A 16,664-nucleotide genomic window follows, 5' to 3' on the forward strand; every position below is an offset into this window, starting at 1 on the left:
GCCCGCGGCGTTTCTTTTTTCCGTGACGCGGAAACGCCGCGCCACTATATGCGGGACAATGACCGCCTCGATCGAAACCATCCGCGACGACTTTTCCCTGCTCGACGAGTGGGAAGACCGCTATCGCTATGTGATCGAGCTCGGCGAGAGCCTGCCGCCGTTTCCCGACGAGGAGCGCACCGCGGCCAACAAGGTGCCGGGTTGCGTCAGCCAGGTTTGGCTCACCACGGAACAGGCCGCCGGCGCCGACCCGGTGATCAACTTCAAAGGCGATTCCGACGCTCATATCGTGCGCGGCCTCGTCGCCATCATGCTGGCACTGTTTTCCGGCCGGCCGGCAAGCGAGATCCAGAAGACGGATGCCGAAGCGACGCTGAAGGAGCTCGGCCTCGACGAGCACCTGTCGCCGCAGCGCGCCAACGGCCTGCGCTCGATGGTCAAGCGCATCAAGCGCGATGCGGAAGCCGCGTTGAAGCAGACGGCCTGATCCGGGGCCAACATATCCAGGACATCCCAAAGCAAAACGGCGCCACAAGGGCGCCGTCGAACTGCTTGATGCGCTGACTTGTCAGCGAGGCGCTGATCTGTCAGCGAGGCGCTGACTTTGTCAGTGCAAACGCACTGACTTTCTCAGCGGCCCTTGCGCTTGCGGCCGAGACCCATTTTCTTGGCGAGCTGCGAGCGGGCAGCCGCATAATTGGGAGCGACCATCGGGTAGTTAGCGTCGAGGCCCCACTTCTCACGGTATTCCTCCGGCGTGAGGTTGTAATGGGTCATCAGGTGACGCTTCAGCGACTTGAACTTCTTGCCGTCCTCGAGACAGACAATATAGTCGTCATGCACGGAACGCTTCGGGTTGACGGCCGGCTTCTGCTTCTCGGCCGACGGCTGCTCCGGCGCGCCACCGACACGGCCGAGCGCGGCATGGACATCGGCAATCAGGTTCGGCAGTTCGCCAACCGGTACCGGGTTGTTGCTGACATAAGCGGCGACGACATCGGCGGTCAGCTCGATCAGTGCATCACCGTTTTTCGAAGGTGTTTCGACGATTTCCATAGTTCTAAAGCCCCAACGAGAGTTGTTTCTAAAAACTGCGCCCTTTTTCTGGGAACGGGCATCGCGCGAATTTCATCAGGAAAGGCCCGACGATTCGCGTCGGTTATCTTCATGGCGCTGAGTTGCAAGTAAGTCAATTCGCTTATTGACTTCTATTCACCGATATTCATCAAATATTGCTGATTCAGCTTCAAAAATTCGTGCACCCTGTAACTTCGCGAGATTTCTCCCGCCAGAAAGGCATACCCTGACGTTGCGTCAGTCGCGCTTTAGACATCCGGGCGCAACAGCACGCTGTACTCAATGCTTGGCCAATGCTTGCACCCCCATTTTATGCCAGCCCGGAATCCTGCCGTGCATGGCGCGCATGAATATCTGTGTCAGCCCAACCGCAAGGCAATAGAAATCCTCAATAGGGTGCGATGTATTTGCCGTAGACCCAGCCGGTGACGAAATGGTCGTTCTGGGCCGGGCCATGCCAGACCTCGCACCAGCGATAGCGGATCGTCTGGCGCTGTTTCTCCTTCGGCTGGCCGGCGATGTCGAGCAGGTTCACGCCGCCGGTGCAGCGTCCGGTCATCTGCAGCACCGTGCCGTTCGGATAGGCTGCCTGCTTCTGCGATGCATTGGAAGGGTATTTGCGGGCATTGAGCGTGTCGCCGAAGGGCACGCCCGCCACTTGCCAGGCGGCGAATGCGGTTGCATGAGACTGGGCTGAAAACGCCAGGGGCGTCGCCGCAACAGCGATGGCCACGCCTATATGAGCACAGGATTTCATCTATTCCCCCTTGAACTTAGCTTCTGTAGACCACTTCGCATCCACCCCTTGAACGACCGCTGAGCGGCGCGTTCATTCGCCATTCAAGCAAATTCCGCAGCGAGACGTAATGACCCGAGCTTCAGCCTTCCCGATCGCGAGCCCGCCGGCCCCTGAGAAACACCCGGTCTCCGATACGCATCACGGCATCACGCGAAGCGACGACTACGCCTGGATGCGAGCCGACAACTGGCAGGCGGTGTTCCGGGACCCCTCCCTGCTCGACAGCCGGATCCGCGCCCATCTCGAAGCCGAGAATGCCTATCAGGCGACACTGATGGCCGACACGGCGGAGCTGCGCGGCAAGGTGTTTGCCGAGATGAAGGGCCGCATCAAGGAAGACGACTCGACCGTGCCGATGAAGGACGGCCCTTACGCCTATGGTTCGTCGTTCCGGCAAGGCGGCGAGCAACCGCGCTACTTCCGCACGCCGCGCGACGGCGGCGCGGACGAGATCCTGCTCGACGGCGACGCGGAAGCCGAGGGCCAGGCCTATTTCCGGCTCGGCGGCGTCGATCATTCGGCCGACCACAAGAAGCTGCTCTGGGCCTTCGACGACAAGGGTTCGGAGTTCTTCACTTTGCGCGTGCGCGATGTTGCCAGCGGCAAGGAACTCGCCGACCAGATACCCGATACCGGTGGCGGCGGCGTGTGGAACGCCGGCGATGACGGCTTCTTCTACACACGGCTCGACGACAACCACCGACCGTCGAAAGTGTTCTTCCACGCGCTCGGCGACAGCCACGAAAACGACCGGCTGATCTATGAAGAGACCGATCACGGCTTCTTCATGGACGTCGGCGGCACGCGCGCCAATGACTGGATCATGATCGGCATCAACGACCATGAGACGTCGGAGTACCGGCTGCTGCCCGCCAACGATCCAACCGCACAGCCGAGGCTGGTGGCGGTGCGCGAAACCGGGCTGCAATACGATCTCGAAGAGGGCGGCGACGTCTTCTTCATCCTGACCAATGCCGACGGCGCCAAGGATTTCAAGATCATGACCGCGCCGGTCGAAAACCCGGTGCGCGCCAACTGGCAGGAGTTGGTACCGCACGAGCCGGGACGGTTGATCCTGTCGGTGCTCGGCTTCAAGCATCACATGGTCAGGCTGGAGCGCAAGGACGGTCTGCCGCGCATTGTCGTGCGCGAGCGTTCAAGCGGCGAAGAACACTTCATCTCGTTCGACGAGGAAGCCTTCTCGCTCGGCCTGTCCGGTTCTTACGAATACGATACCGAAGCGATGCGCTTCACCTATTCGTCGATGACGACGCCGGCGCAGATCTTCGACTACAACATGCGCACGCGCGAGCGTGTGCTTCTGAAGACGCAGGAAGTGCCCTCCGGCCACGATGCGGACCACTACATCACCCGCCGTTTGATGGCGCCGGCGGCCGACGGCGAACTGGTGCCGATCTCGCTTCTGCACCACCGCGACACGCCGCTCGACGGCTCGGCGCCCTGCCTGCTCTATGGCTACGGCTCCTACGGCATCACCGTGCCGGCGGCGTTCAACACCAATTGTTTATCGCTGGTCGATCGCGGCTTCGTCTACGCCATCGCGCATGTGCGCGGCGGCAAGGACAAGGGCTATGGCTGGTACGACGACGGCAAGCGCGCGCACAAGATGAACACGTTTACCGATTTCATCGCCTGCGGACGCCATCTCGTCGCCGAGCGCTACACGCAACACGACCGCATCGTGGCGCAAGGCGGCTCGGCCGGCGGCATGCTGATGGGCGCGGTCGCCAATATGGCGCCGGGCGATTTCGGCGGCATCGTCGCCGAAGTGCCGTTCGTCGACGTGCTGACCACCATGCTCGACGCCAGCCTGCCGCTGACGCCGCCGGAATGGCCGGAATGGGGCAATCCGATCGCGTCCGCCGCCGACTACAACACCATTGCCGCCTATTCGCCCTACGACAATGTCGCCGCGCTCGACTACCCGCCGATCCTGGCTCTGGCCGGGCTGACCGATCCACGCGTCACCTATTGGGAACCGGCGAAATGGGTGGCCAAGCTGCGCGAGCGCCAGGCGGGCGACAAGCCGGTGCTGTTCAAGATCAACATGGACTCCGGCCATGCCGGCGCATCGGGCCGGTTCTCGCGCCTGGAGGAGATCGCCTACATTTACGCCTATGCCTTGAAAGTGACCGGCAAGGCCTGATTTTCCACTCGCAATTGCCAGGCGCGCGCGTTACGCAATGCGCCGTCCATTTGGGCGCCGTCCATTTGGGCGCCGTCCATTTGGGCGCCGTCGTTTTGGGCCCGGCCTGTTTTCAAGGCCGGGCCGTCCATTCATTTACAAGGTCTCTCATGCTGCTCGTCGACACTTATCTCGACAAATCCGCGATCCAGGGCATCGGCGTCTTCGCCAAGAACCGCATCGCCAAGGGCACCTTGGTCTGGAAGCTCGACGCACGGTTCGACCGGCGCATTCCGGTCGACACCTATGAGAGCCAGACGGGTCCGGTGAAATCCTATCTCGACCGCTACTCCTACCCGGACCGGCGCGACCCGAGCTTCATCGTCTTCGAGGCCGACGACGCGCGCTACATGAACCACGACGACGATCCGAACTGCGACGTGTCCACGCCAGAGGAAACCTATGCGCTGCGCGACATCGAGGCAGGCGAGGAACTGACCTGCAATTACAACCATTTCTTCAACGAAGGCTTCGATTTCCTCGGCGACCGCCATCTGTAGACAGGGGCGGCCAAAGCCGTTGAGCCGAGCTAATTAGCCGGCTTGCGCGCCGGATAACCGTTCGGATGCGGCGGCACCGCCTTGAGATAGGCGGCGATCGCGGCGCGGTCGTCGGCGGTGAGTTGCGCCATGTTTTTCTGCACCTCGACCATGGCGCCGCCGACGGAATCGAATTCGGGCGTGAAGCCGGTTTCGAGATAATTGGCGATGTCGGCGTCCGACCAGCTCTTGATGGTCTTCCCGTCGGGCGTGATGTTGGGCACAACGCCCGAGCCCTCGGCGGCCACGGCGCCCGCCAGCCACTCGGCCTTCTTGACGCCGCCGGCAAAGTCGCGCGGCGTATGGCACTCGCCGCAATGCCCTGGGCCTTCGACAAGGTAACGGCCGGCGATGACGTTGTCCGGCGTGCCGGTGGGCAGCGCGATCACCGGCTCGGGGCTGAGATAGAGAAGCTTCCACAGGCCGATGCCGCGGCGGATGTTGAAGGGGAAGGAAAGCTTGTGATCCGGCGCCTTGCCGGCGACGGCCGGCAACGTCTTCAGGAAGGCATAGAGGTCGGCGATATCGGCCGGCTTCATGCGGGCGTAGGAGGCGTAGGGAAAAGCCGGATAGAAATGCTGGCCGGACGGCGAGACGCCTCTCAGCATGGCGTTGGCGAAATCCTCCTCGCTCCAGGCGCCGATGCCGTCCTTCTGGTCCTGCGAGATGTTGGGCGGCACGAAGGTGCCGAACGGCGTCTTGAGTTCAAGACCGCCGACCAGTTCCAGCCGGGCGTCGCCTTCGGCGCCGGGCTTGGAGTGGCAGGAGGTGCAGCCGCCGGCATAGAAGATGCGCTTGCCCTTGGCCGCATCGCCGGGGCCGAGCTGTGCGACGGTGGCGGCATCGAGCCTGACCGGCGCCGACAGGACCCAGCCGGCAACGGCTCCAGCGCCGCCGAGCACGATGACGGCGCCGACAAGCTTCTTCAGCCAGGCCATATCGGCGATCAGCTCTTCTTGATTCTGTAGGTCTGATGGCAGGTGCCGCAGTCGCCACCGAGCGTGTTGAGCTGTGCCTTCAGAGCATCGGCATCGGCCGGCGCGGCAGCGACGGCAGCCTTGGTGTCGGCCAGGAACTTATCCTCTGTGGCCTTGAAGCCCGCCATGTCTTCCCAGATCTTCGGCGCGGCGGTCGTCTTTCCCTGGTCGGAGCCGGCCGGGAACAGCGTGTCGACGTCGAACTTCTCGGCATTGGCCTGCATCGCCTTCAGCGCGTCCAATGCGGCGGCGCCGTCGAAAGGCGTCTTACCCTTGACCATGTCGGAAATCTGGCCGGCAAGCTTGCCACGCTCTTTCATCAGGTCCTGGCGGTCCTTGATCGGATCGGCATAGGCGGCCGTGCCGGCAAAGGCGAGCATAGAGATGGCGATGACAAGCTTTCTCATTCAATTGGCTCCATGATGAAGAGAGTTCGCGACTAAGGCATTTCACCGTTCCACGGTGAAATGCTTATTTCCTTGTGTGGCGCAATTCCGAACGGAAAACCGTTCCACACTTTCCTGGAATTGCTCTGCAGGTTAACGGGTGTCGCGGCAGCATTATTCCCTGTCGATGTGACGATTTTACCGGCCGCCTCGGGGTTCCTGGCTGAAAAAGAAAAGCCCCGGCATGCCGGGGCTTTCGGGGATTTTGTCAACCCTTTGCTTTCTCGTACAGCTCCAGGACGTGGTCCCAGTTGATCAGGCTGTCGACGAAGGCCTCGAGGTATTTCGGCCGCGCGTTGCGGTAGTCGATGTAATAGGAGTGCTCCCACACGTCGACGCCGAGGATCGGCGCACCGCCATGAACCAGCGGGTTCTCGCCGTTCGGGGTCTTCGAAATCTCGAGCTTGCCGTTCTTGACCGAAACCCAGGCCCAGCCGGAGCCGAACTGGGTGGTGCCGGCGGCGATGAAGTCGGCCTTGAACTTGTCGTAGCCGCCGAGATCGCTGTCGACCGCCTTCTGCAGCGCGCCGGGCAATTTGCTGCCGCCGCCGCCCTTCTTCATCCACTTCCAGAAATGGATGTGGTTGTAATGCTGGGCTGCGTTGTTGAAGAGCCCGGCATTCTTGCCGAAGGACTGCTTCACAACCTCTTCGACCGACAGGTCGCCCAGTCCAGCCTCGGCGGCGAGCTTGTTGCCGTTGTCGACATAGGCCTTGTGGTGCTTGTCGTGGTGATACTCCAGCGTCTCCTTCGACATGTAGGGCTGAAGCGCCTCGTAGTCGTAAGGCAAAGCGGGCAACTCAAAAGCCATGGATGGTACTCCCTCGAGGAAAATCCGGTGAAACTACCGGACTTAGATAGGACTTGAATGGGTTGGGGCAACTCCGGAATGAAGCGCCAAGCGACTTTAGAGCAATTCGAGGAAAAGTGTGAAAGGGTTTTCCGTTCGGAATTGCCTCAAACAAGAGAAAGAGTGGTTCGCCATAGCGTGAAACGCGAAACTCCAGCCTTCACGCGGCGGACGTCGAATGCGCCCATTCCCAATAGAGTTCGCGTGCTTTCTTGGCCACCGGCCCGGGCTGCAGATCACGGTTTTCGATGCGCGTGATCGGCACCACCTTGGAATGATTGCCGGTCGAGAAAATCTCGTCGGCTTCGAGGAAGTCGCGGATCGACAAGGCCTTTTCGGTGGTCTTGAACCCGTAATCGCCAAGCAGGTTGATGGTGCGGGCGCGGGTGATGCCGGACAGGAACGTGCCGTTGGCCGCCGGCGTCATCACGTGACCGTCCTTGACCAGGAAGATGTTGGACGTCCCCGTCTCGGCGACATTGCCCAGCATGTCGAGCACCAGCGCATTGTCGAAGCCGCGGTTCTTGGCCTCGAGGATGGCGCGGCCGTTGTTGGGATAGAGGCAGCCGGCTTTGGCGTTGGTCGGCATGGTTTCGAAGGTCGGGCGCCGGAACGGCGAGACGCCGACCGAGAAGCCGGAGGGCGGGATCATCGGCGATTCATAGAGGCAGAGGCAAAAGCGGGTCGAGGCAGGATCCGCCGGCACGCCCATATAGCCGCCATGCTCGGCCCAATACATCGGCCTGATGTAGACGGCGGTCTTGCCATCGAACTTCTTCAAGCCGTCCCAGGTCAGACCGACGATCTCTTCGGTCGTCATCGACGGTTGCAAGCCAAGCGCGATGGCCGAAGCGTTGACGCGCGCGGCATGCAGATCAAGGTCGGGCGCCACGCCCTCGAACCAGCGGCCACCGTCGAAGACGCTGGTGCCGAGCCACATGGCGTGGCTGCGCGGCCCCAGTATGGCGACGTTGCCCTCGTACCAGTCGCCGTCCACATAGGTCCAAGTCGCGGTTAGCGCCGCTGCCGCCAGTGTCATCGTTTATCTTCCCGTGGGTGGTTGCAGGCCGTCATAGGACGATGCTTTGGCGGCTTGCGTCAACCGACATGGGCGAAATTCGTTGAGGCCAGAGGCACTTGGCCTGCAATCGGCGCTTGCGCGACGGGCCGGCACACCGCAAAACTCCATGCATGCACCATGCAGCCTATGTCTTCGACGCTTACGGCACGTTATTCGACGTGCACGCAGCCGTGCGCCGCCATGCCGGCGAGATCGGGCCGGACGGGCAATTGCTGTCGGACATCTGGCGCGCCAAGCAGCTTGAATATTCCTGGGTCAGGACGCTGATGGGCTCCTACAGCGATTTCTGGCAGCTGACCGAGCAGGCGCTCGACTTCGCGCTCCGCAAGGTGCCTTCGGCCGACCCGGCGCTCCGGGCCAAACTGCTCGAAGCCTATTGGCGGCTCGACTGCTACCCGGAAGTGCCGGCGGTGCTGAAGGCGCTTAAAGGGTCGGGCGCCAAGCTCGCGATCCTGTCCAACGGCTCGCCGGAGATGCTCAACGCCGCAGTCAAATCGGCGGCACTCGACCAGATCCTCGACGACGTCTTTTCGGTCGACCGGGTCAAGCGCTTCAAGACCGATCCGTCGGTCTACGACATGGTCGTCACCGGTTGGCGGCTCTACCCGGACGCGGTGTCGTTCCAGTCGTCCAATCGCTGGGATATTGCGGGCGCTGCCAAATTCGGCTTCCGCACCGTCTGGATCAACCGCGCCAACCATCCGGACGAATACCGGGATTTCCCGCCCGGGCTGATCCTGCCATCGCTGGAAGGGCTGTTGGCCGGTATCTGATCCTCTGTTGCTGCGGTGCAACAGCTGTGGCGCGATCACAGCTTCGCCTTTTTCTGTCCACTGTCAGGCCTGAATTGGAACCGCCTATCACCGCCGATTGTTATGGATGCCACCGGCGCCGTGCCCTCGGATTCATGCTTTCTTGCGAATTAAGACCTAGAAAAGGCAACCATGTCAGACGCTTCCTTCCGCCTCAGCCGCCGTGGCTTCCTCAATTTCACAGCCCTTGGCGCTGCATCGGTCGCGGTCTCCGCCTGCACCACCACCAGCGATCAGGGCCCCGCCCCCATCCAAACGCCGCCGCCGCAGGCCTATGTCGAGCCGCCGCTCGGTGACTATGAGACGATGTATGGGCCGATGTCGGACAATGGCTTCGATCTGCCGGCCATTCCGATCAAGAAGATCGATCACCAATTCTTGCGCCAGATCGTGCCCGATCCGACCGGACAGCGTCCGGGCACCATCGTCGTCGATACCACCAACCACTTCCTCTATCTGGTGCGCGAAGGCGGCCAGGCGATCCGTTACGGCGTCGGCCTCGGCCGCGCCGGCTTCGAATGGTCGGGCGACGCGGTCGTGCAGTGGAAGCAGAAATGGCCGAAATGGACCCCGCCGGACGAGATGGTCGCGCGCCAGCCGGAACTGACGCAATACAGCTCCAAGAATGGCGGCATGCCCGGCGGCTTGAAGAACCCGCTCGGCGCGCGTGCGCTCTACCTTTTCCAGGGCAATCAGGACACGCTCTATCGCCTGCACGGATCGCCGGAATGGTTCTCGATCGGCAAGTCGGTGTCGTCGGGCTGCGTGCGCCTGATGAACCAGGACATCATCGATCTCTACGACCGTGTGCCCACCAAGAGCCCAGTCATCGTGACGGCCAATGTCGGCGCGCCGGAGGCCGACACGCCGGCCCGGCAAGCGATCCCGATCGATAATGGCGTGCCGACGGGTTCGGTCCTGCTCGGCCCGGTGAAGCGGCTCACCAACGCGATCCTCTAGAACTAGAGCGGCGCGGAACGGCGGACCACCGCCCTCCGCGCATCAGCGCCGCCGCTTGGAATTGCGTGAAAACAAAGAGATAGAGCGTTTCGGTGAAACGCTCTATCTCTTTGTTTTTACGCAATTCCGGACGGAAAACCGATCACACTTTTCCTGGAATTGCTCTAAGTGCAGACCCACTCGCGGATCTTGCACTGCTTTTGCTCGCCGCCGCATTGCGCCGTGGCCTTGTCCTCGGCCTCGTGGCGGGTCGTGGCCGACGCGGCGCCCCAGAACGGCGTTGCCGGGCCACGGCTTTTGCCGACCGAGAGCGCCGCGCAATGCTCATAGGGAAAACCGGTGCCGTCGTCATCGTCCCAATGGCGATGGTTGCGGAACACTTCGACCACCCGGCAGCCCTTGCCGTCCGCATTCTCACAGTGTTTGAGCGCGATGTCTTCTGCTTCCTGCCGTTTGTCGGCGCCCCAGAAGAAGCCATGCCGGCCGTCGTCCGGCGAATAGGCGATCGCGCCCCAGATGCCTTTTTCCTCACCCGTCTGCGCCGGCGGCGGCGACACGAGGTCGGCCGCATGGCTGGCGATCGTAAGCCCGGCGAGGGCCGCAAGCAGCAGGAAAGAGAGGCGACGGTCGATCAGCATTTTTCCTAGCTCCCGATTAACGGCTGTTCAAGATTGGTGACTGTGCCCGGCGCCCTAGCCGCCCATGCGCGCGACCGAGACGACGATGCAGGTGTTGCCGGTGGGGACCAGCAGCGCCTGGCCGCCATTGTCGGCCAGGTTGAAGAGCATCGTGTTCGAAAGATTGTCCGCCAGCAGGCTGCCCTTCGGAAGCGTTCCCGCGACCTCCTGACAGGAGCGCTGGAACGGCGCCACGCGCACGAAGCCGCCCTCGCAGGTCTGGCCGACGGGCGAGGCAAAGACGACGCCGGCTGCCTGCATCTTGTAGTCCGGCAGGTTGTAGCTCATCCCGGCGACGGCCTGCACGGCATGGGTATCGGGCGAGGTGTTGTCCCATTGCGTCTGGACCGCATAGGTCGATCCGGCGGTCAGAGCTTGTCCGAGCGTGGCGAAGAGATTGGCGCAGGTGCGCACGCCCGCCTGAGCGACATGCGCCTGAAACGGGTCCTTGGCCGCGGCAGCATCCGCCGGCGCCGGCGCTGCTTGCGCCGGCTTGCCCTGGGCGGGCGCCTGTGCTTGCGCGGAAGCCGTGCCTGCGACGAACGCCCCGAGCGCGGGTGAGAGCCGGAACGACACGATGACCGCCGCCGCGACCACGATCGCGAATGCGCCGAGCAACGCCGTGTTTCGCAGCAGGCGCCCGACAGACGAACGCTTCGGCGGCGAGCCGGCCGGCTGCTCCGGCAGCGCAACGGGCTCGGAGCGCGTCAGGATTCTGTCCTCGATCGATTGGCGTGTCATCTCAAAGTCTTTCTAGTTGATGGCCGACAGAGCGGTCTTGAGCCCCATGAAGGGGGCATCGAGGCTGACGGTCGCTCCCGACGGCAGGGAATAGGAAACCTGGACGGTGGTCTCCTTGCCGATCTGCTCGCGGAGCACCGGGCCGACGGGCAGATAGCCGACGCAGACCGACGCATCGCAGCCCTGCAGCTGAACATCGACCGCCTGTTTGCGGCCGGCAAATCTCAGCGAAAGCTTGCTTCCCGCACCCGCCGCGCTCGGGGTTCGCAAGATCATGAAGGGCTTGCCTTTCTCGTCGGCCGCCAGCGACCAGCTGAAGACCAGCGCCTGGTCCTGGTCGATGAAGGACTGGCTGATGTTGCAGACCTTCTTCCTGGCCTGCAGGTTCTCGTCGCAGATCAGCGTCCAGTTCTCGAAAGGACGCGTGGTCCGTTGATATTGGCCAAGCTTGACGTCCGCAGGCACCGCGACATCGGACGGCTTGATCCGATAGGCGGACGACGCCTGCTCCTGCCCGACCGCCAATGGGCCGGACAGGAGCAGGCAAGTCACGCACGCCGCGAACAGAGAGACCGCATGCCTGGCCATGAACACGCTCAGTTCAAGGTAAAGCTGACACCGGCGCCGACGCCCCAATGTCCGCCCGCTGTCGTGCCGGAGACGTTCGCCCTGGCTCTTCCGTCCTCGCTGGTGTAGCCGGCGCCGAACGCGACAGCCCCCTCGCCGCGCCAGTAGCCGCCGCCGGCCGCCACGCTCAGCTTGCCGGGACGGTCGTCATAGCGCAGCGAAGCGGCCGCCAGGCCGATCGCGGCCGCCTGCCGTGCCTCGCCGCGAGCCTCGTCCATATCCATGTTGAGCTGGCTGAGCTTGGAGTCGGTATAGGCATTGGCTTGCTGGAGCGTGGTTGTCGCCACCTGGTTGGTATAGGCCTTGGAGTTGTCGAACGTGGTCGCCAGCCCCAGATTGAGCTGCTGCACGTTGACCGCGTCGGTATCAGCGGTACCGGCGCCGACATTGTGGATGACGACAGGGGCATTCACGTCGCCGCCGACCAATGTCAGCGAGTTCGATTTGGTGCCGTCGCCGTTCTTGTCGTACTGGACGGCGAACTCGTTGAGATCGCCGACACTCCCCTTCACAGCTTCGACAGCCTGGTTGGTGGCGTAAAGCTGGCTGCCGTTGATGGCGTCAGTGGAGGTGCCGCTGATCCGGCCCGCCGCCACATTGGTGACGGTACGCTCCTTGCCCACGTCGCCGACGCTCACGGTGCTCGTCGGATTGGTGCCGGCGAAGGCGTAGGCGACGCCGTTGATCGTGGTGCCGGTGGTCGCGACCGCAGCCGCCGTCGTCGAGCCCGCGCCGAGCGCGACGCTGCCCGGCTCGTTGGCCGTGGCGCCGGCGCCAAGCGCCATCGACTGCGCGCCGTTGGCGGTTGATTTGGTGCCTAGCGCGATGCTGTCGGCCTGGTTGACGGTGGCTGTCTGTCCGATCGCGATGCCGCCCGGCGCCGTCTGCTGCACGATGGCGCCGTTGCCCATGCCGATGCCGTTGTCGCCGTTGACCGTCGTGCGCGGACCGATCGCGACCGAGTCGACCCCGACCGCAAGGGAGTCGGAGGCGGTCGAATTGGCGTGGAAGTACTTGGTCCCCGTCACCGCGAAGGAACTCAGCGCCCCCTTCAACTGGCGCAGCGTCACCGCGTCCTGGTCCTCGGTGCCGTCGGCCACGTTGATGATCTGGCGATAGGAGGTGGAAGTGCCGACCGAGACGGCGCCGAGCAGGCTCATATCCGTGGTGTTGTAGGGAATGAGGCCGGTGCCGGAGAGGATCGATCCCGATACGGGCGCGACCGCGCGGTCCGAGACCGAGCCGGCGCCAAGCGCTACGCCGCCTGCGATACTGGCCGCGGTACCGCGGCCGAGCGCCAGCGCATCGGCAGCGGACGCCGTCGCCTGGTAGCCGAGGGCGGAGGAGCCGACCCCTTGAGCGAAGGCATCGGTGACCGGCAGGGTGCTGTCATTGGTGCGCACATAGCGGATGCCCTCGCCATTGGCGTCGGTATAGGCGGTCGAGGTGTCGCCGGCGATGTTGCTGATGGCATTGCCGAGATTGGTGATGTCAACCGTGTTGGCCGCGATATCGGCGGTGTTGGCGGCGATGTCGGTGGTGTTCTTCGTCACCTGCTGGTTGGTGGCGAAGAGCTGCGAGCCGTTGACGGCGTCGGTCGAGGAGCCGTTCAACTGCCCGGCCGCGACGTTCTGGATCTGGCGCTCGGCGCCCACCGAGCCGACCGAGAAGGCACCGGCCGGCGTCCCACCCGCAAAGGTGTAGGTCGTGCCGCCGATGACCGTGCTGCCGACCGCCGTCGTGGTGCCGGACGCGGAATTCAATCCGATCGCCACGTCGCCTGCATTGTTGGCCACCGCGTTCGGGCCGACCGCGACGGAGTCTGTCCCGAGCGCCTGGGAATCCGCCAGCGTGGAATTGGCATGGAAGTACTTGATGCCGCCGCCGGTGCTGATGCTGTTGATCGTATTGCCCAGAGTGGTGATGTCGGCCGTGTTGGCGGCGATATCGGTGGTGTTCTGCGTCACCTGCTGATTGGTCGCAAACAGCTGCGATCCATTGACGGCATCCGTCGAGGAGCCGTTCAACTGCCCGGCCGCGACGTTCTGAATCTGGCGCTCGGCGCCCACGGCGCCGACCGAGAACGCACCCGCTGGCGCTCCGCCGGCAAAGGTGTAATTCACCCCGCCGATCGTCGTGCCGCCGGTCGCGGTCGTGGTGCGGGATGCGGAATTCAATCCGATCGCCACATCGCCGGCATTGTTGGCCACGGCGTTGGGGCCGACCGCGACCGAATCCGTCCCCAGCGCCTGCGAATCCGGCAGCGTCGAGTTAGCGTGGAAGTACTTGATGCCGCCGCCGGTATTGATGTTGGTGATCGTGTTGCCGAGATTGGTGATGTCGGCGGTGTTGGCGGCGATATCGGTCGTGTTCTGCGTCACCTGCTGATTGGTCGCGAAGAGCTGCGAGCCGTTGATCGCGTCGGTTGAGCCGTTGCTGAGACGGCCCGCCGCGAGGTTGGTGAGAGTGCGCTCGGCGCCGGGCGCGCCGATGCTGACGGTCGACGTCGGCGCCGTGCCGGCGAATGTGTATGCGGTACTGCCGATCGTCGTGCCGCTGGTGCCGACGGCAGTCGTCGTGACCGAGCCGGAACCCAGAGCCACGTCGCCGGAGCTTGCCGCCGCGGTCGCGCCGTTGCCGAGCGCGACATTGCCAGCGAGGCCGGCCGCGCCTGCGGTCGAGCCGTTGCCCAGCGCCACCGAGCCCTGCCCGATAGCCTTGTTGTTGTTGCCGATGGCGACGGCGCCGTTGGCCATATTGGCGGCGGTGGCGGTTGCGGTGCCGTCGCTGTTGGCGATGTTGTTGGCGCCGCCGGTGAAGGCGCCGGTGCCGCTGGCGTAGCTCGGATCGCCGATCGAAACCGCGCCGTTGCCGTAAGCTGTGTTGCCGGAGCCGATGGAGACCGCCTTGCCGCCGGTCGCGACTGCATTCGTGCCCATGGCTACCGCTTCGGCGGAATCGGCCTTGGCATTGTTGCCGACGGCGATGGCGCTCGTCGCCGACGCATTGGCGCCGATGCCGAGTGCGGTGCTGCCGGCACCGCCGGCGTTGGCGCTGACACCGGCGGCGAGAGAATTGTCTCCTGCCGCAGTTGCTCCCGACCCGAATGAGGAGGCGTTTGTGCCGCTGGCAACAGCCTGGCGTCCCATGGCAGTGGAATTGTCGCCGCTGGCGTTCGCACTGGCGCCTGCGGCAATCGATAAAACACCACCGGAATTTGCATTGTTGCCGAGCGCGACGCCTGAGGTCGCGGTGCTGGCAACGATTGCACCCGAGCCTATCGCAACACCACCACCGGCAGAGAGCGCCTGAGCCTGATTACCCAAGGCAACGCCGAAGGCTCCCGAAGCAACGGTGCTGGAACCGACAGCGACCGAGTTGATGCCGGATGCACCGGCTTGCTTGCCGAGTGCAAGGGAACTGTCCCCACTGGCGACGGACGCCCAGCCACCGGCAAAGGCATAAGCGTTGCTGGCTGTGGAACTGACGCCGACCGCCGTCGAGTTCCCTCCCGAAGCCGAGGCAAAGGTGCCCAAGGCGCTGGCGCCAGCGTTGATGGCGCTTGAATTAACGCCGATCGCGACCGTATTGACATTGCTTGAGACCGCGCTGCCGCCAATCGCCACCGCGCCGCCGGGACCCGTGGCCTTCGCACTCAGACCGAGGGCCACACTATATTGCCCCGACGCAACGGACGAACGCCCCACCGCGATGGCGTCGACCTGGGATGCCGTCACATCGGTGCCGATGCCGATGGCGCTTTGGGCCGTGACACCTGTCCCGGGGGCGGTGCGCGAGCCAAGATAGATAGAGTTTATCGCGGAGGCGATCGTTCCAAAGCCGATCGCGACGGCGTTTTGGCTGCCCGCGCTGGCATTGGTGCCCTCGGCTATCGAGTCGGCCCCGTTTTGCACGGCTCCGGATCCAAACGCGATACCGCGCACGCCGTTTGCCGTGCCGCCACCGCCGAAAACCTGTGCCGATGCCGGCGTGGCGATACCGCCCAGCGCAATCGCACCCAGCGCCGCCGCGAGGATGTTGCCGGTGCCAAGCGTCCCCAGCCCGAGCCTATTGCGCTTCAGGCCGAGCACACGATGCGCGTTGCGCAGCGCCGCCATCAGGCGGCGACGGAGCGAGCGGCTGTCGGCAGCGCCGGAAACCCAGTTGCTTGCGAAGCGGGCCGATCCGCGCCGGATGGTTCGTCCTTGCCTAAAGTTCATCGCGAGAATGCCTCCTTGGGTGGGTCGCGCTCGATGACGACAGGTTCCGCCGACCCTGCCGCCGAAGCGTTTCTGCTCGAAAATGGAATGATCACGTCGGCGCCGCGCGCAAGCAGCGCATGGCCCTGCTTTTCGCCGATCGCCTCGACGCGAGCGAGCGTGTTTTCGAGCCAAGCGTCGCCCGGCTCGGGTACAGCCTGGAGCGCAGCCGCGACCCGTTCCGCCGGAATCAGCCGTTCGAGGTAGGATCGCATAGCCGCCAAATGGATGGCAGGGGCATCGCCCGCATGAACCACTGCGGTGAGGCCATAGAGATAATGGGCCAACAAGACATCCTGCTTGGCGAGCGGCACGCTGTTTCCGTAGCGTTTCTCGAGCGTCTTCGAGGCCGACTCCAGCCAATAGCCGATCTCCTCGGAAAGGCTTCGGGCGATAGCCGTGTGGTCGCTCATGTGCCCCCGCGGCCGGCTCAGAATCCAGAATGGCCGGACTTGCCGCAGGAAGACATGTTTTCCGAATCCCGTATTCCAATAAATTGCTGTTTATCTGAAAATATACAGCCGATATTCTAGAGGTTAACGGGAAATTACTTTAAACCTACCTTATATTAGCGGGTGCATAAATAAACCTGCCGACAAATTAGGCAATTAGC

16 protein-coding genes are annotated in these 16,664 nt (G+C 63.6%); 5 read left to right on the forward strand and 11 right to left on the reverse strand.

Annotated elements, in window-relative coordinates:
- The first annotated feature begins 58 nt into the window (after nucleotides 1-58).
- Nucleotides 59-487, forward strand: coding sequence for a SufE family protein (locus AB6802_RS26260; protein ID WP_371013111.1), 429 nt, complete (start codon nucleotides 59-61; stop codon nucleotides 485-487).
- Between the two features lie 143 nt (nucleotides 488-630).
- On the opposite strand, the gene AB6802_RS26265 is transcribed toward AB6802_RS26260, so the two are convergent.
- Both AB6802_RS26265 and AB6802_RS26270 read right to left on the reverse strand, forming a co-directional pair.
- Nucleotides 631-1,056, reverse strand: coding sequence for a MucR family transcriptional regulator (locus AB6802_RS26265; protein WP_371013112.1), 426 nt, complete (start codon nucleotides 1,054-1,056; stop codon nucleotides 631-633).
- 409 nt (nucleotides 1,057-1,465) lie between these two features.
- Nucleotides 1,466-1,834, reverse strand: a complete 369-nt coding sequence (locus tag AB6802_RS26270; protein WP_371013113.1) for an SH3 domain-containing protein — start codon at nucleotides 1,832-1,834, stop codon at nucleotides 1,466-1,468.
- 109 nt (nucleotides 1,835-1,943) lie between these two features.
- On the opposite strand from AB6802_RS26270, the gene AB6802_RS26275 reads away from it, so the two are divergent.
- Nucleotides 1,944-4,043 carry a S9 family peptidase gene (locus AB6802_RS26275; protein ID WP_371013114.1) on the forward strand — a complete coding sequence of 700 codons (2,100 nt, stop codon included), beginning with the start codon at nucleotides 1,944-1,946 and terminating at the stop codon, nucleotides 4,041-4,043.
- Nucleotides 4,044-4,192: 149 nt separating this feature from the next.
- Nucleotides 4,193-4,582, forward strand: a complete 390-nt coding sequence (locus AB6802_RS26280) for an SET domain-containing protein (RefSeq protein WP_371013115.1) — start codon at nucleotides 4,193-4,195, stop codon at nucleotides 4,580-4,582.
- 29 nt (nucleotides 4,583-4,611) lie between these two features.
- Here AB6802_RS26280 and AB6802_RS26285 read toward each other — a convergent pair whose 3' ends face one another.
- The 4 genes from AB6802_RS26285 to AB6802_RS26300 all read right to left on the reverse strand — a co-directional run bounded on the left by AB6802_RS26285 (nucleotide 4,612) and on the right by AB6802_RS26300 (nucleotide 7,933).
- A complete protein-coding gene (locus AB6802_RS26285) occupies nucleotides 4,612-5,559 on the reverse strand; it encodes a cytochrome c (RefSeq protein ID WP_371013116.1) in 948 nt (315 codons plus the stop codon).
- A gap of 8 nt (nucleotides 5,560-5,567) precedes the next feature.
- Nucleotides 5,568-6,005, reverse strand: coding sequence for a cytochrome c (locus AB6802_RS26290; protein ID WP_371013117.1), 438 nt, complete (start codon nucleotides 6,003-6,005; stop codon nucleotides 5,568-5,570).
- Between the two features lie 247 nt (nucleotides 6,006-6,252).
- Nucleotides 6,253-6,855: a superoxide dismutase gene (locus tag AB6802_RS26295; protein WP_371013118.1), complete on the reverse strand. Its 603-nt coding sequence runs from the start codon at nucleotides 6,853-6,855 to the stop codon at nucleotides 6,253-6,255.
- Nucleotides 6,856-7,054: 199 nt separating this feature from the next.
- Entirely contained in the window at nucleotides 7,055-7,933 is an 879-nt protein-coding gene (locus AB6802_RS26300; RefSeq protein WP_371013119.1) for a branched-chain amino acid aminotransferase, read from the reverse strand.
- Nucleotides 7,934-8,085: 152 nt separating this feature from the next.
- On the opposite strand from AB6802_RS26300, the gene AB6802_RS26305 reads away from it, so the two are divergent.
- Together AB6802_RS26305 and AB6802_RS26310 are read left to right on the forward strand one after the other, a co-directional pair.
- Nucleotides 8,086-8,748, forward strand: a complete 663-nt coding sequence (locus AB6802_RS26305; protein ID WP_371013120.1) for a haloacid dehalogenase type II — start codon at nucleotides 8,086-8,088, stop codon at nucleotides 8,746-8,748.
- Nucleotides 8,749-8,919: 171 nt separating this feature from the next.
- Nucleotides 8,920-9,747, forward strand: a complete 828-nt coding sequence (locus AB6802_RS26310; protein WP_371013121.1) for a L,D-transpeptidase family protein — start codon at nucleotides 8,920-8,922, stop codon at nucleotides 9,745-9,747.
- Between the two features lie 164 nt (nucleotides 9,748-9,911).
- Here AB6802_RS26310 and AB6802_RS26315 read toward each other — a convergent pair whose 3' ends face one another.
- The 5 genes from AB6802_RS26315 to AB6802_RS26335 are packed head-to-tail and all read right to left on the reverse strand — an operon-like array spanning nucleotide 9,912 to nucleotide 16,464.
- The gene (locus AB6802_RS26315; protein ID WP_371013122.1) at nucleotides 9,912-10,385 is read right to left on the reverse strand and encodes a DUF4189 domain-containing protein; all 474 of its coding nucleotides are present in this window, start codon (nucleotides 10,383-10,385) and stop codon (nucleotides 9,912-9,914) included.
- 54 nt (nucleotides 10,386-10,439) lie between these two features.
- Nucleotides 10,440-11,165 carry a hypothetical protein gene (locus tag AB6802_RS26320; protein ID WP_371013123.1) on the reverse strand — a complete coding sequence of 242 codons (726 nt, stop codon included), beginning with the start codon at nucleotides 11,163-11,165 and terminating at the stop codon, nucleotides 10,440-10,442.
- Nucleotides 11,166-11,177: 12 nt separating this feature from the next.
- A complete protein-coding gene (locus AB6802_RS26325; protein WP_371013124.1) occupies nucleotides 11,178-11,753 on the reverse strand; it encodes an invasion associated locus B family protein in 576 nt (191 codons plus the stop codon).
- Between the two features lie 8 nt (nucleotides 11,754-11,761).
- A complete protein-coding gene (locus AB6802_RS26330) occupies nucleotides 11,762-16,012 on the reverse strand; it encodes a YadA-like family protein (RefSeq protein ID WP_371013125.1) in 4,251 nt (1,416 codons plus the stop codon).
- Nucleotides 16,009-16,464 carry a hypothetical protein gene (locus AB6802_RS26335; RefSeq protein WP_371013126.1) on the reverse strand — a complete coding sequence of 152 codons (456 nt, stop codon included), beginning with the start codon at nucleotides 16,462-16,464 and terminating at the stop codon, nucleotides 16,009-16,011. The genes AB6802_RS26330 and AB6802_RS26335 overlap by 4 nt, the downstream gene beginning before the upstream one ends.
- Nucleotides 16,465-16,664 lie beyond the last annotated feature (200 nt).

The sequence above is a fragment of the Mesorhizobium sp. RCC_202 genome (assembly GCF_041355295.1).
Classification (GTDB): Bacteria; Pseudomonadota; Alphaproteobacteria; order Rhizobiales; family Rhizobiaceae; genus Mesorhizobium.

Bases quoted from the DNA above. Each gene is read 5' to 3' on its own strand.
- AB6802_RS26260 (WP_371013111.1), top strand. From the start codon at position 59: ATGACCGCCTCGATCGAAACCATCCGCGACGACTTTTCCCTGCTCGAC.
- AB6802_RS26265 (WP_371013112.1), bottom strand. From the start codon at position 1,056: ATGGAAATCGTCGAAACACCTTCGAAAAACGGTGATGCACTGATCGAG.
- AB6802_RS26270 (WP_371013113.1), bottom strand. From the start codon at position 1,834: ATGAAATCCTGTGCTCATATAGGCGTGGCCATCGCTGTTGCGGCGACG.
- AB6802_RS26275 (WP_371013114.1), top strand. From the start codon at position 1,944: ATGACCCGAGCTTCAGCCTTCCCGATCGCGAGCCCGCCGGCCCCTGAG.
- AB6802_RS26280 (WP_371013115.1), top strand. From the start codon at position 4,193: ATGCTGCTCGTCGACACTTATCTCGACAAATCCGCGATCCAGGGCATC.
- AB6802_RS26285 (WP_371013116.1), bottom strand. From the start codon at position 5,559: ATGGCCTGGCTGAAGAAGCTTGTCGGCGCCGTCATCGTGCTCGGCGGC.
- AB6802_RS26290 (WP_371013117.1), bottom strand. From the start codon at position 6,005: ATGAGAAAGCTTGTCATCGCCATCTCTATGCTCGCCTTTGCCGGCACG.
- AB6802_RS26295 (WP_371013118.1), bottom strand. From the start codon at position 6,855: ATGGCTTTTGAGTTGCCCGCTTTGCCTTACGACTACGAGGCGCTTCAG.
- AB6802_RS26300 (WP_371013119.1), bottom strand. From the start codon at position 7,933: ATGACACTGGCGGCAGCGGCGCTAACCGCGACTTGGACCTATGTGGAC.
- AB6802_RS26305 (WP_371013120.1), top strand. From the start codon at position 8,086: ATGCACCATGCAGCCTATGTCTTCGACGCTTACGGCACGTTATTCGAC.
- AB6802_RS26310 (WP_371013121.1), top strand. From the start codon at position 8,920: ATGTCAGACGCTTCCTTCCGCCTCAGCCGCCGTGGCTTCCTCAATTTC.
- AB6802_RS26315 (WP_371013122.1), bottom strand. From the start codon at position 10,385: ATGCTGATCGACCGTCGCCTCTCTTTCCTGCTGCTTGCGGCCCTCGCC.
- AB6802_RS26320 (WP_371013123.1), bottom strand. From the start codon at position 11,165: ATGACACGCCAATCGATCGAGGACAGAATCCTGACGCGCTCCGAGCCC.
- AB6802_RS26325 (WP_371013124.1), bottom strand. From the start codon at position 11,753: ATGGCCAGGCATGCGGTCTCTCTGTTCGCGGCGTGCGTGACTTGCCTG.
- AB6802_RS26330 (WP_371013125.1), bottom strand. From the start codon at position 16,012: ATGAACTTTAGGCAAGGACGAACCATCCGGCGCGGATCGGCCCGCTTC.
- AB6802_RS26335 (WP_371013126.1), bottom strand. From the start codon at position 16,464: ATGAGCGACCACACGGCTATCGCCCGAAGCCTTTCCGAGGAGATCGGC.